Here is a 12,545-nt window from a genome sequence, read left to right as displayed (position 1 = left end):
GGTGGTGGGTCAGATCATCGACAGCATCGGGCCGGGCGGCGGCGTGATGTCGATGTCGGTCAGTGCGGTGGCGTGGAAGACGGAGCCGGGCACGTGGATCGCGTGGGCGAGCCCCATGTGGCCGTCACGCCAGAACCGCTGGATCGGGTTGTCCATGCGCAGGCCGTTGCCGCCCGAGCGGGCGACGACCTCGTCCATGGCCCGCACCGCGCGCCAGGCAGCGGCCACCTGCGTACGACGGGACGCGGCGCGCTCGGCGAACGTGACCTCCTCGCCCGCGGCGGCCTTGTCGTAGAAGCGGGTGACGTTGTCGAGCATCGCCGTCCGCGACGCCTTGATCTCCTCGGCCGCAGCGCTGATCGCGAACAGCACGTAGGGGTCGTCCTTCACCTTCGTCCCGGTGATCTGCACGCGGGTCTTCTGGTAGGCGAGGTGGGCGGCCAGCGCGCCCTCGGCGATGCCGACCACGGCCGACGTGATGCCCAGCGGGAACGCGGTCGTGAACGGGATGTGGAAGCTCGGGTCGGTGTGGCCGGACTCGGCCGGCTGCGAGCCGTCGAGGAACTTGGCGAACTCGACGACGCGGTGCTCGGGGATGAACGCGTCCTTGACGATGACGTCCTTCGACCCGGTGCCGCGCAGGCCCACGACGTCCCACGAGTCCTCGACGATCTCGTAGTCGGAGCGCGGCAGGATCACGTGGTAGTTCTTCGGCGGCATGAGGGTGTTGCCCTCCTCGTCGCCCAGGAAGGCGCCGAGGAAGATCCAGTCGCAGTGGTCGGTGCCCGAGGAGAACTGCCAGTGCCCGTTGAAGATGTAGCCGCCCTCGACCGGGCGCAGCACCCCCATCGGGGCGTACGGCGAGGCGATCCACGTGTCGTGGTCCTCACCCCAGATCTCCTCCTGCACGCGGGGGTCGCACATCGACATCTCCCACGGGTGCACGCCGACGATGCCGGCCACCCAGCCGGTGGAGCCGTCGAGTGAGGCCAGGCGCATGACCACCTCGGCGAAGTCGCGCGGGTGCGCCTCGGCGCCGCCGTACTTCGCGGACTGGAGCATCCGGATCACCCCGGTCTCACGGAGCAGCTCGACGGTGCGGTCGGTCAACCGGCCGAGCTTCTCGTTCTCCGGGCCGAGAGCAGCGAACTCCTCGGCGTGGGCCTCGACGGCGTCGAGCACGGTGTTGGTCATCCTGGCCTCTTCTCTGGTGGTGCCTCCCACCAAAGATCACAGCCGGTGCCGCGGGGCGTGCCGCGGGCTCCCGCTGATCGGGACGATGCGCAGGAAGGTCAGGCGAAGGCGGCCGAGCAGCCGGTCAGCACCGCGCGGTCGCCGACCGTGGCCGTGAACGAAGCTGAAGCCGCCGCCCGATCGACAGTGGCCCCGACGGAGAGCACGTCGCCGGGGAAGACCGGCCCGGCGAATCGCGCCGACAGGCTGGTCAGGTCGGCCGGGTGGGCACCGAGCGAGGCGGCGAGTGGGAGCGTCACGGCAGCCACGGAGCACAAGCCGTGCAGGAACGGCCTCGGCTGTCCGGCGGCCTGTGCCGCGGCCGGGTCGACGTGCATGTGGTGCCGGTCGCCGAGCAGGCGGTAGAGCGCGGCCTGCTCGGGCCGGGTGGGCACCTCGAGCTGCAGGTCCGGGGCAGCGGGAGCGGCCGGCGACGAGGGTCCGCGCTGGCCACCGAACCCGCCGGCGCCGGGGGCGAACAGCGACCAGGTCGCCACGAAGTGTTCGCTCTCCACGGCCACCTCGAAGACCGCGGCGGACCCCTTGTCCCACACGTTCGCCACAGAAGCGCTCATCGTGAAGGACCCGGCACGCGGCAGGGGCGCGCGTACGTCGAGGCGCTGGGCCCCGTGCACCGCCGTACGGATGTCGAAGGCGCCGGCCGAGCCGAGCGCGTCGGGTGCCCACTGGGCCAGGGTCAACGCGAAGGTCGGCAGCACCCGGAGCCGCTCCTCGAAGACCAGGTCGAGGTCATCGGCGGGGGCGCCGACGGCCAGTGCGTAGAGGATCGCATCGCGTTCGTCGTACGACACCTGCCGCTCTCCCAGGTCGCGGCCCGCCCAGTCGCCGGCGTCGCTCACGCCACGCCCACGATCACGCCGCTGGTCGGTACGCCGGTGCCGGCGGTGACCACCACGTTCTCGACGGTGCGCGGCTGGTTCACCGAGGTGCCGCGGACCAGCCGGACCGCCTCGGCGATGCCGTTCATGCCGTGCAGGTAGGCCTCGCCGAGCTGGCCCCCGTGCGTGTTGAGCGGGAGAGATCCGTCGAGCTCGAGGTGCCCGTCCAAGATGTAGTCGGCCGCCTCGCCGCGCCCGCAGTAGCCGAGCTCCTCGAGCTGGGTCAGCACGAACGGGGTGAAGTGGTCGTAGAGGATCGCGGCGCCCATGTCGGTCGGGCGCAGCCCGCTCTGCCGCCACAGCTGGTCGCCGACCAGGCCCATCTCGGGGATTCCCGAGATGGAGGGGCGGTAGTAGGAGGTCATCATGTGCTGGTCGTCGGCCGCGCCCTGGGCCGCGCCGAGCACGTACGCCGGAGTGTTCGGCAGGTCCTTCGCGCGTTCGGCCGAGACCAGCACGAGCGCCTGGCCGCCGTCGGTCTCCTGGCAGCAGTCGAGCAGGTGCAGCGGCTCGGCGATCCAGCGCGAGGCCTGGTGCTCCTCGAGGGTGATCGGCCGACCGAAGAAGTGCGCCTTCGGGTTGGTGGCCGCGCGGGCCCGGTCGATCACCGAGATGCGGCCGAAGTCCTCCGACGTGGCGCCGTACTCGTGCATGTAGCGCTGGGCGAACATCCCCACCCACTGGGCCGGCGTGGACAGGCCGTACGGCGTCATCCAGGAGTACGCCGCCCGGTCGGCGTTGGTGTCCATCGGGCGACTGGCCTGCCCGAGTCCGTAGCGCTCCCCCGAGCGTTCGTTGAACGACCGCCAGCAGACCACCACGTCGGCGAGGCCCGCATGGATCGCGGCCGCGGCATGGGCGATCGTGCCGCACGCGGCGCCGCCGCCGTACCCGACCCGGGAGAAGAAGCTGAAGTCGCCGATGCCGACGTTGCGGGCCACATGGATCTCGGAGCTCGACTCGGCGGTGAACGTGACCAGGCCGTCGACGTCGGAGGGTTTCAGGCCCGCGTCGGCGATGGCGGCGGTGACCGCCTCGCAGGCCAGCTGCAGCTCGCTGCGGCCGGACTCCTTGGAGAACTCGGTGGCACCGATGCCGACGATCGCGGTCGCGCCCGAAAGCCCGCTCATGCTGCGTCCTCCGGAAGCTCCACGACGACCGAGCCGGTCGCGTGCGGGCCCAGGCTGTTGATGCCCTTGACGTCGACGGTGACCAACCGGTCGTCGACGGCGGTGACGGAGCCGCTCATCGTCATGGTGTCTCCCGGGTAGTTGGGCACGCCGAGCCGGATCTTGATCTTCTTCACCCGCGCGGCCGGTCCGGCCCACTCGGCGACGTAGCGCTCGACCAGCCCGTTGCTGGTGAGGATGTTCATGAAGACGTCCTTCGAGCCGCGCTCGACCGCGAGGCCCGGGTCGTGGTGGACGTCCTGGTAGTCGCGACTGGCGATCGCGGTGGCCACGATCAGCGTGCGGGTCAGCGGAATCGCCAGCTCGGGCAGGTCATCGCCGACGGTGACCGAGCTCGGCGTACGTGTGGGTGCGAGACTCATGAGGTGACCTCCTCGACGGCCAGCAGGGCGCCGAGGTCGGCCAGTGCCGCCGAGGATCCGCCCAGGGTGCTGGAGATCTGCTTGCCCCACAGGAAGTGCCGGTGCACCGGGTAGTCGACGTCGACTCCGATCCCGCCGTGCACGTGCTGCACGCGGTGGACGACGTCGAGGCCGGCCTGGTCGCACCACCACTTGGCCACCAGCGCGGAGCGGTCGGCGCCGGCCTCATTGCCGTTGCCGTTGCCGTTGCCCGCGTCGGCGTCATCCGTCAGCGCCTGCCACAGCGTCACGCGCATCGCGTCGACGTCGATCCAGCAGTCCGCGAGCTGGTGCTGCACGGCCTGGAACGACCCGAGCGGGCGACCGAACTGCTCGCGGGTCGAGGTGTACGACGCGGCGAGGCGCATGGCGCCGTCCGCGACGCCGACCTGGACGGCGGCGAGGGCGAGGGCGGCCTGACGCAGCGCGGCAGCCAGCGCCCGACCACCGGGCTCGCCGAGCGCCTCGGCCGGGGTGTCGGTGAGGGTCAGGGTGCCGGCCAGGTCGAGGCTCGTGGTCTCGGCCTGCTCCCAGGCCAGGTCGGTGTTGGCGACCAGGAACAGCCCGGCGCCGTCGGGCGTGGTCGCCGAGACCAGCACGTGGTCGGCGCCGCCGGGGGTGGGCACGACGGCCTTGACCCCGTTGAGCAGCCAGCCGTCAGCGGCACGGGTGGCCGTGGTCGTGGGCGCCGAGGGCGCGGCGCCGTCGAACTCCTCGAGGGCGAGGGTCAGGCGCAGCGACCCGTCCGCGGCACCGGGCAGCAGCGCGTCACGCTGGGCCGGTGAACCGTCGCGGGCGACGGCGAGTGCTGCGACCACGGCCGACCAGAGGGGCACCGGCGCGACGTGGCGGCCCTGCTCCTCCAGCACGACGCATGCCGCGTCGAGGCCGAGCCCGGCGCCGCCGTACTCCTCAGGCAGCGCGAGGCCGAGCAGCCCGGTCTTGGCCAGGTCTCCCCAGAGCACGTCGTCGACGCGGGTCGCGGTGGCCTCGACCTCGCGGACCCGGTCGGTCGCCGCGCGGCCGTCGAAGATGTCGCGGGCCAGGCCCTGGACGTCGATCAGCTCTTCGTCGAGGTTGAAGTCCATCAGCTCTCCTCGGTGGGTTCGGGCGCTGCCGGGCCGAAGACCGGCAGGGTCAGGTCGGGTCCGTCGTCGATCCACTGGACGGCGAGCGGCATGCCGATCGTGACGTCCTCGGGAGTGACACCGGTCAGGTTGGTGATCAGGCGGGTGCCCTCCTCGAGCTCGACGACCGCGATCAACAGCGGGTAGTCGAAGGCGGGGTGGCGTGGGTGATGGGCGACGACGTAGGAGTAGAGCGTGCCGCGGCCCGAGCACTCGACGGTGTCCCACTCGAACGACTGGCACTCGGGGCACTCGGGCCCCGGTGGGTGCCGCAGCGACTCGCACGAGGTGCAGCGCTGCACCACGAGCCGGCGCTCGCGCGCCGCCTCGAACCAGAAGGCGTTGTCGAGGTTGATCGCCGGCTTCGGGCGCTCGGCGCGGGGCTCGACCTTGGCGGCGGGCTTGAACCGCAGGGTGCGCCAGCGCTGGGTGGCGACCACCTCGCCGGCACCGTCGCGGTAGGTCTTCATCGTCGTCACGAAGCGCCCGACGCCCAGGCCGGTGGCCTTCTCGGGCGAGATCGAGTCGACGACCTCCTCCACGGAGATCTCGTCGCCGGGCACCACCTCGCGCACGAAGTCGAACTCGGAGTCGGTGGCCACCACCGAGGTGTAGCCGCCCTCGTCGAGCAGGGCGATCAGCTCCTGGAAGCCGCCGGCCGCTGCCTGCGGGCGCACCGTGGCGGCGTACCCGCGCATCGTCCAGGCCTGGATCATCGAGGCCGGGGCGACCACGTCGTCGCGCCCGGTGGCCCGGGCGGCGTCGGCGTCGAGGTGCACCGGGTTGGCGACCTCCATGGCCTCGACCCAGTGCCGGATCATCGGCACGTTGACCGGGTCCTGCCCGGGGGTGCGCTCGTTCAGCACGCGGCCGATGAAGGCTTCCAAGCGCTCGTCGTACTGCCTGTCGTCGTACGACGTCCCGGCGCTCATCGCTTGCCCCTCGGCATGCCGAGCCCGACCGTGGCGACCATGTCGCGCAGCACCTCGTTGACCCCGCCGCCGAACGTGTTCACGATGCCCTGGCGGGACAGCTGCTCGACCTGGCCGTGCAGCACGGCTCCCTCCGAGCCCGGACGGATCCGGCCGGCCGCGCCGATGATCTGGGTCAGTGTGCGTTGCACGTCGATGTGCGTCTCGGTGCCGTAGGTCTTGGCGGCGCCGGCGGTCTCGCCGCGCAGCGACCCGTCGCCGACGGCCGCGGTCAGCTTCCAGTTCATCAACCGCATCGCCTCGAGCTTGGCGTGGGTGCGGGCGAACTCCTGCTGCACCCACGGTCGCTCGATCACGCCGTTGCCCTTGGCCCAGGCCAGGGTCTGCTCCCAGAGCTGGATCATCCGGCCGCCGAGGGCGGCGAGGGCGACGCGCTCGTGGTTGAGCTGGGCGGTGATCAGCTGCCAGCCGCCATGGAGCTCGCCGACCAGCTCGGTCGACGGCACCCGGATACCGCTGTAGTACGTCGCAGTGACCGTCATCCCGCCGACGGCCTTGATCGGGCTCCAGCTGAAGCCCGGGTCGTCGCACGGCACGATCAGGATCGAGATGCCCTTGTGCTTGGCCGCCTCGGGGTCGCTGCGACAGGCCATCCAGACATAGTCGGCGGTGTTGCCGCCAGTGGTGAAGATCTTGGCGCCGTCGACCACGAAGTCGTCGCCGTCGACGACCGCGCGGGTGGAGACCGAGGCGAGGTCGGTGCCGGAGTTCGGCTCGGTGTAGCCGATCGCGAAGACGATGTCGCCGGTGAGCATGCCGGGGAGGTACTTGCGCTTCTGCTCCTCGGTGCCGAACTGCATCAGCGTCGGGCCGACGGTGTTGATCGTGACCAGCGGGAACGGCACGCCGGCGCGCTGGATCTCGTCGTAGAAGATGAACTGCTCGTCCGCGCCCAGGCCGCGCCCGCCGTACTCGGTGGGCCAGCCGACGCCGAGCCAGCCGTCCCGGCCGAGCATCTTGACGACTTCGCGGAACCGGTCGCCGCCGGCTCCGGCCTCGCCGACCGCGCGGCGCTCGTCGTCGGGCAGCAGCTGGGCGAAGTAGGCCCGCAGCTCCTGGCGCAGCGCCGTCTGGGCGGGGGTCTCACGCAGGTCCATGACACTCCTGATTCCGGGCCCGGTCGTGGGCCCACTCGTGCAGATTGACACTTGAATAGACACGTGTCAACCACATGTCTATTCAGCGGGAGTGAACCCGGTTAGAGTGACCGGCATGACTGCCCACCGCGTCGTACGCAACGTCCTCTCGCCCGCGCGTGCCGCGACGCGGGAGCGCCTGATCGACGCCGCGATCGAGCTCGCCACCGAGGGCGGGTACGACGCGGCCGGCATCCGCCAGGTGGCCGCGCGCGCCGGCGTCTCGGTCCCGACCGTCTACCAGCACGCGAGCTCCAAGGACCAGCTCCTGGTCGAGGCGCTGATGACACTCGGCGAGCGGTCCACGGAGGGCGTCCGCCAGCGCCGCCCGCGGGAGAAGACCCCGGCGGCCCGGCTGAGCGCGGTGTTCCGCCGGGTCATGCGCCAGGCAGGAGAGAAGCCGCTGCTCTACCAGGCCCTCTATCGGGCGTACGTCGCCAGCGCGCCGGCACTCACCGCCCTCGACGGACCGGTCGGGTTCGGCCCCGAACGCGCCCGCTGGATCGGCGAGACCCTGCGCGCCGGCGACGTCGGCGACCACACCGACGAGGAGATCGAGTCGGCCTCCCGCATCCTCAGCATGATGTTCCTCGGCGCGATGATCGGCGTCGCGGCGGGACGCGACGTCGACGAGGTGGTCCGGATCCTCGACGAGGCCACCCACCAGCTCATCCGCTGAGGCCTGCGCCGAGGCATTCCCGCGCGACGAGCGGCCACTGACCGGGATTGGTCGGACACACGGCCCTCCGACTCCGGATGATTCGAGGCATGAGCACCGACGTCCGCCCCACCGACACCACGCCCACCTCCGGGGACATGCGCGCCGCGATGGGCATCTTCGCCTCCGGGGTGACCATCGTGACCGGTATCGACAGCGACGGGCCGGTCGGCTTCGCCTGCCAGTCCTTCGCCTCGGTCTCGCTCGAGCCGCCGCTCATCCTCTTCTGCGCGGACCACGGCGGCCGCAGCTGGCCACGGATCCAGAAGACCGGGCGCTTCTGCGTGAACGTGCTCGGCGAGGCCCAGTCCGAGCTGTGCGCCCGCTTCGGCTCGAGCCGCGGCACCCGTTTCGAGGATCTCGACTGGGAGCTGTCGCGTTGGGGCGCCCCGTCCCTGCCGGGCGTGATGCTGCGGGTGCACTGCGAGATCGAGGACGTCCACGTCGCCGGCGACCACGACGTGGTGATCGGCCGGGTCCGCGAGCTCGAGTACGACGGCTACGAGCGGCCGATGATCTTCTACCGCGGCGCGTTCGGGACCGACTTCGACGAGCGGGCACAGAGCCACCACGACGCGACGCCCGCCTCCATGCTCACGTGGGGCGACGGCATCCGCTGGGGCTGAGGACCGCAAGAACCCACGGCTCGCGCATCAAAAGCACGCGGCTCGCGCATCAAAAACCCACGGCTCGCGCATCAAAAGGACGCGGGTCGCGTCACATCCAGCTGCTGCGACCGGCGGCCATCAGGCGGCCCATCGTCTCGGGCGACCAGGTCTGCTCGGGGACGAGGCCGTCGGTACGACGACGCGGGCGCACCGGCTTGGCCAGCTGCGGCGAGAGGGCCTGAGAGAGCTCGCGGGTGGCGGCTGCCACCAGCCCGGCCACTCGCTCGAGCGGCGCCTGGGAGTCACCGACCAGCGAGATCGCACCAATCGGACCGTCGGCGTCACGCACGGCAGCGGCGACGCAGGCGATGTTCGTGAAGCACTCGCCGCGCTCGTAGGCCAGACCACCGCGCGACCGGATGCGGTGCAGCTCCTGGTGCAGCGTGTTCAGGTTGCCGATGGTGTTGCGGGTGGTGCGGTCGAGCTCCTCGCCGACGATCTCGTCGACGGTCTCGGGCTCCAGCCAGGCCAGCATCGCCTTGCCCAGCGCGGTCGAGTGGGCCGGGGCCCGTCCTCCGACCCGCGACGGCACGGCGCCGGCGAAGCGGCCGCCCATCTTGTCGAGGTAGTGCACCTGGCCCTGGTCGAGAACCGCCAGGTGGACCACGAGACCGGTGCGCACCATCAGGTCGTGGAGCATCGGCGCAGCCTCGGTGCGCAGGTCGTTGATGCCGCGGTCGCCGGTGGCGCCCAGCGTCAGCGAGCGCGAGCCGAGTGCGTAGCCGAAGCTCGTGTGGTCGAGCCAGGCCAGCTTGACGAGCTGGTCGAGGATCCGGTGCGCGGTCGAGCGCGGCAGGTGCGTGGCGCGGGCGATCTGCTCGAGCGTCAGGCGCGTCGTCGGCCCGGTGAACGCATCAAGGATCAGCGTCATCCGCTCGACCATCGACGGCGGCAGCTCGCGATCGGCCTTGGCCGGCATCTCGACACTCTCGACAGCAGACATGTGCGCCACTCCCTTGCAGAACGGATCCCCCAAACTGAAATGAATTCTAGGTGACCGCAGCCACAAGGACAAGCCCTTCGCGAAGTTCCGTTCACCGGGAGGCCCGGACCCGGCCGAGCTGACCGGTGGCAGCATCCGCAGCAACCACCCCACCGCGTGTCAGGAGAGCCCATGCGCATAGGCATCGTCAGCCCGATCGTGACCGCAAATCCCGGAGCACACAGTGACTGGGAGGCAGCAGCCGGCATCGCCGAGCTCGCCACGATCGCCGAGGCCGCGGACCGGCTCGGCTTCGACCACCTGACCTGCAGCGAGCACGTGGCGGTCCCGACCGGGGTCGCCGAGCAGCGCGGCGCGACGTACTGGGACCCGCTGGTCACCCTCAGCTACCTCGCCGCCCGCACCACCGACATCCGGCTGGTCACCCAGGTGCTGGTGCTCGGCTACCACCACCCGCTGGAGATCGCGAAGCGCTACGGCACCCTCGACCTCGTCTCCGGGGGCCGGGTGGTGCTGGGCCTCGGCGTCGGGTCGCTCCAGGAGGAGTTCGACCTGCTCGGCGCCACCTTCGAGGGCCGCGGCGCCATCGCCGACGACGCCCTCAAGGCCCTGCGGGCCAGCCTGGGTCGTCGTACGCCGACCTACCACGGCTCGCACTTCGACTTCGAGGACCTGGTCATCGAACCGCACGCGATCCAGGAGCACCTGCCGCTGTGGATCGGCGGGCGTACGCCGCGCTCCCTGCGCCGCGCGCTGACCCTGGGCGACGGGTGGGTGCCCTTCGGCCTCTCCCTCGACGACCTCACCCGGATGCTGGCCGACGCCGACCTCCCCGACGACTTCCAGGTCTCGCTGAGTGCCGGACGACCGCTGGACCCGATCGGAGAGCCCGAGCGCACCGGGGACCAGGTGGCGCGCGTGCTGGAGGCCGGCGCCACCGTGGTGAGCACGGCGATCGACGCCACGTCGGCCGGCCACTACGTCGAGCAGCTGGAAGCCCTGGCCGTGCTCGCGAAGGAGATCTGATGGACGTCGCCGCACTGGAAGAACGCCTGCGCCGCCTCGAGGACAAGGAGGCGATCGCCGAGCTGATCGCGACCTACGGACCGCTGGTCGACGGCGGGGCCGCCGACGACGTCGCCGCCCAGTGGACCGAGGACGGCGTCTACGACGTCGACGAGATCACCATGAACGGCCGCGACGAGATCCGCTCGATGGTGCGCTCGAAGAACCATCAGGGCTGGATCGCCGGTGGCTGCGCCCACTTCCTCGGGCCCGTGAAGATCACCGCGACCGGCGACGAGGCGGTGGCCGTCTGCCACTCGCTGATGATCGTCAACCGCGGCGGAGACTTCGAGAAGGACCCCGAGTTCGTCGTACGCCGGGCCACCGCGCACCACTTCGAGCTGGTTCGTGGCAGCGACGGCTGGCTGGTCGCCAAGCGGACCAGTCGGGTGCTCGACGGCCGGGCCGAGGCGCCCGCACTGCTGGTCAAGGGCGCCCATGGGAAGCGCGCATGACCGGACAGCTCGAGGGCAGGGTCGCGATCGTCACCGGCGGCGGTGACGGCATCGGGGCCGGCGTGGCACGGGCGTTCGCGGCCGAGGGCGCGAAGGTGGTGGTCGCCGAGCTCGACGCGACGAAGGGACAGGCGGTGGCCGACGAGATCGGTGGCAGCTTCGTGCGAACAGATGTCGGCCGGCGCGACCAGGTCGAGGCGATGGTCGCCCACGCACTCGACGAGCACGGCTCGGTGGACGTCCTGGTGAACAACGCCTGGGGCCGCGCCACTGTCTCCCGGGTCGAGCACAAGACCGACGAGAACATCGACCACGGCCTGGACGTCGGATTCCGCGGTCCGTTGTGGGCGATGCAGGCGGCCTTCCCACACATGAAGGCTGCGGGCTGGGGTCGGGTGATCAACATGGTCAGCCTCAACGGCATCAACGCCCACATGGGAACGCTGGAGTACAACGCGGCCAAGGAGGCGCTGCGCGCCCTGACGCGGACGGCGGCCCGGGAATGGGCTCCGACCGGCATCGTGGTCAACGCGATCGCTCCCGGCGCCAAGAGTGCGGCGTACCACCGGGTGATGGCCGAGAACCCCGCGCTGGCCGCAGCGGTCGACGGCCAGAACCCGATGGGGCGCGTCGGCGACCCGCTGGCCGACATCGCACCCGTGGCGGTGTTCCTGGCCAGCGAGGGCGCACGCTACGTCACCGGCAACACGATCTTCGCCGACGGCGGCGGGCACATCAACGGGGTGGCCTGGGCGCCCGAGCTCCCGGACTGAGCCTGGAACGGGCCTGACCGAGCACGCGAGCCACAACGCAGAACATCCCAGTCACCGGGTGACTGGGATGTTCCGCGTTACAGGGATCTCAGCGGCGCACGGCTCAGGGCAGGCGCGCCGAGAGCCGCGGGGCGTCGATGACCGTGCCCAGCAGTGCGTTGGCCTCCGGGTCGTCGTGGCCCGAGCGCGCCAGCCAGGCGATCACCCTGCCTGACGCCTCGACGGGCGCTCCGGTGAAGCCACGAGCCTCGATCTGGTCGGTGCCGCCCCGGGCACGGCCCGACTCGGTCACCACGAATCCCGGTTCGAGGTTGAACGCACGGATGCCTTGGTCACGGAACTCCGCGTTCACCGCACCGGCGATCCGGCCGAAGCCAGCCTTCGCCGCGGCGTACGCCAGGCCCCAGCCGCCCTCGCCGGGAGGACCCGGTGGATCGATGCTCGCCGACCCCGAGCACATGTTCGCGACGATGCCTCCGCCCGCGGCGACCATGGCCGGCAGCAGCGCCTGCACCAACGCCACCTGTCGCACGAGGTTCGACTCGAGGCTGTCCCGGAGGTCACCGAGGTCCAGCTCGAGGAAGCGCGCGTGCGGGACGTGGTGCACGGCGTTGTTCACCAGCACCGTCGGCGCACCCCATTGCTCCAGGAGCAGGTCGGCGACCGCCGCCGGACCGGCCGGGTCGGCCAGGTCCATCCGCAGGGGCAGGGCCCGTACGCCGAGTGCCTGGATCGCCGCAGTCGTCGAGTCGAGGCTGCCCGGCACCGAGTGGAGGACACCGGCCTCCCGCGTGGTTCGTCCCGGAACCGAGCCCTCACCCTCGGTGACGGTGCGGGCGGTGAAGGCCACGTCGAAGCCGTCTCCCGCGAGGGCCAGCGCCGTGCTCCGGCCGATGCCCCGACTGGCGCCGGTCACCAGCGCGATCCTGCGTGGTGAAGTCATGT

General features: G+C 71.3%; 14 protein-coding genes. 5 read left to right on the top strand and 9 right to left on the bottom strand.

The genetic code is table 11. The features are described from left to right. Positions 1 to 9 precede the first annotated feature (9 nt). The 7 genes from ASD30_RS23790 to ASD30_RS23760 all read right to left on the bottom strand — a co-directional run bounded on the left by ASD30_RS23790 (position 10) and on the right by ASD30_RS23760 (position 6,939). Positions 10 to 1,194 (bottom strand): acyl-CoA dehydrogenase family protein, encoded by a 1,185-nt coding sequence (locus tag ASD30_RS23790; RefSeq protein WP_056688096.1) that lies wholly within the window; start codon positions 1,192 to 1,194, stop codon positions 10 to 12. A gap of 98 nt (positions 1,195 to 1,292) precedes the next feature. Further along, positions 1,293 to 2,093, bottom strand: coding sequence for a MaoC/PaaZ C-terminal domain-containing protein (locus tag ASD30_RS23785; RefSeq protein WP_056688093.1), 801 nt, complete (start codon positions 2,091 to 2,093; stop codon positions 1,293 to 1,295). Next, complete coding sequence (locus ASD30_RS23780; RefSeq protein ID WP_056688091.1) at positions 2,090 to 3,262, bottom strand: lipid-transfer protein; 1,173 nt, start codon at positions 3,260 to 3,262, stop codon at positions 2,090 to 2,092. The genes ASD30_RS23785 and ASD30_RS23780 overlap by 4 nt, the downstream gene beginning before the upstream one ends. Next, the gene (locus ASD30_RS23775) at positions 3,259 to 3,684 is read right to left on the bottom strand and encodes a MaoC family dehydratase (RefSeq protein ID WP_056688089.1); all 426 of its coding nucleotides are present in this window, start codon (positions 3,682 to 3,684) and stop codon (positions 3,259 to 3,261) included. Before ASD30_RS23775 ends, ASD30_RS23780 begins: the two co-directional genes overlap by 4 nt. Next, entirely contained in the window at positions 3,681 to 4,811 is a 1,131-nt protein-coding gene (locus tag ASD30_RS23770; protein WP_056688086.1) for an acyl-CoA dehydrogenase family protein, read from the bottom strand. The genes ASD30_RS23775 and ASD30_RS23770 overlap by 4 nt, the downstream gene beginning before the upstream one ends. Continuing rightward, positions 4,811 to 5,782, bottom strand: coding sequence for a bifunctional MaoC family dehydratase N-terminal/OB-fold nucleic acid binding domain-containing protein (locus ASD30_RS23765; RefSeq protein WP_056688083.1), 972 nt, complete (start codon positions 5,780 to 5,782; stop codon positions 4,811 to 4,813). Before ASD30_RS23765 ends, ASD30_RS23770 begins: the two co-directional genes overlap by 1 nt. Next, entirely contained in the window at positions 5,779 to 6,939 is a 1,161-nt protein-coding gene (locus ASD30_RS23760; protein ID WP_056688080.1) for an acyl-CoA dehydrogenase family protein, read from the bottom strand. Before ASD30_RS23760 ends, ASD30_RS23765 begins: the two co-directional genes overlap by 4 nt. Before the next feature lie 115 nt (positions 6,940 to 7,054). Here ASD30_RS23760 and ASD30_RS23755 point away from each other — a divergent pair, with 115 nt between their 5' ends. Continuing rightward, positions 7,055 to 7,657 carry a TetR/AcrR family transcriptional regulator gene (locus ASD30_RS23755; protein WP_056688269.1) on the top strand — a complete coding sequence of 201 codons (603 nt, stop codon included), beginning with the start codon at positions 7,055 to 7,057 and terminating at the stop codon, positions 7,655 to 7,657. Positions 7,658 to 7,746: 89 nt separating this feature from the next. Beyond that, positions 7,747 to 8,322 carry a flavin reductase family protein gene (locus ASD30_RS23750; RefSeq protein ID WP_082564140.1) on the top strand — a complete coding sequence of 192 codons (576 nt, stop codon included), beginning with the start codon at positions 7,747 to 7,749 and terminating at the stop codon, positions 8,320 to 8,322. 91 nt (positions 8,323 to 8,413) lie between these two features. Here ASD30_RS23750 and ASD30_RS23745 read toward each other — a convergent pair whose 3' ends face one another. Next, complete coding sequence (locus ASD30_RS23745) at positions 8,414 to 9,307, bottom strand: IclR family transcriptional regulator (protein WP_056688077.1); 894 nt, start codon at positions 9,305 to 9,307, stop codon at positions 8,414 to 8,416. A gap of 171 nt (positions 9,308 to 9,478) precedes the next feature. Here ASD30_RS23745 and ASD30_RS23740 point away from each other — a divergent pair, with 171 nt between their 5' ends. The 3 genes from ASD30_RS23740 to ASD30_RS23730 are packed head-to-tail and all read left to right on the top strand — an operon-like array spanning position 9,479 to position 11,600. After that, a complete protein-coding gene (locus ASD30_RS23740) occupies positions 9,479 to 10,333 on the top strand; it encodes an LLM class F420-dependent oxidoreductase (protein WP_056688074.1) in 855 nt (284 codons plus the stop codon). After that, a complete protein-coding gene (locus ASD30_RS23735; protein WP_056688070.1) occupies positions 10,333 to 10,827 on the top strand; it encodes a nuclear transport factor 2 family protein in 495 nt (164 codons plus the stop codon). Before ASD30_RS23740 ends, ASD30_RS23735 begins: the two co-directional genes overlap by 1 nt. Further along, a complete protein-coding gene (locus ASD30_RS23730; RefSeq protein WP_056688067.1) occupies positions 10,824 to 11,600 on the top strand; it encodes an SDR family NAD(P)-dependent oxidoreductase in 777 nt (258 codons plus the stop codon). The genes ASD30_RS23735 and ASD30_RS23730 overlap by 4 nt, the downstream gene beginning before the upstream one ends. Positions 11,601 to 11,703: 103 nt before the next feature. Here the strand turns inward: ASD30_RS23730 and ASD30_RS23725 are convergent, their stop codons facing one another. Next, positions 11,704 to 12,543: an SDR family NAD(P)-dependent oxidoreductase gene (locus ASD30_RS23725; protein ID WP_056688064.1), complete on the bottom strand. Its 840-nt coding sequence runs from the start codon at positions 12,541 to 12,543 to the stop codon at positions 11,704 to 11,706. Positions 12,544 to 12,545: the final 2 nt, after the last annotated feature.

This window comes from Nocardioides sp. Root140 (assembly GCF_001426745.1).
In the GTDB taxonomy this organism is placed as follows: Bacteria; Actinomycetota; Actinomycetes; order Propionibacteriales; family Nocardioidaceae; genus Nocardioides.
Note: the sequence above shows the minus strand (reverse complement) of the source record. Positions and strands in the feature narration are given on the sequence as shown.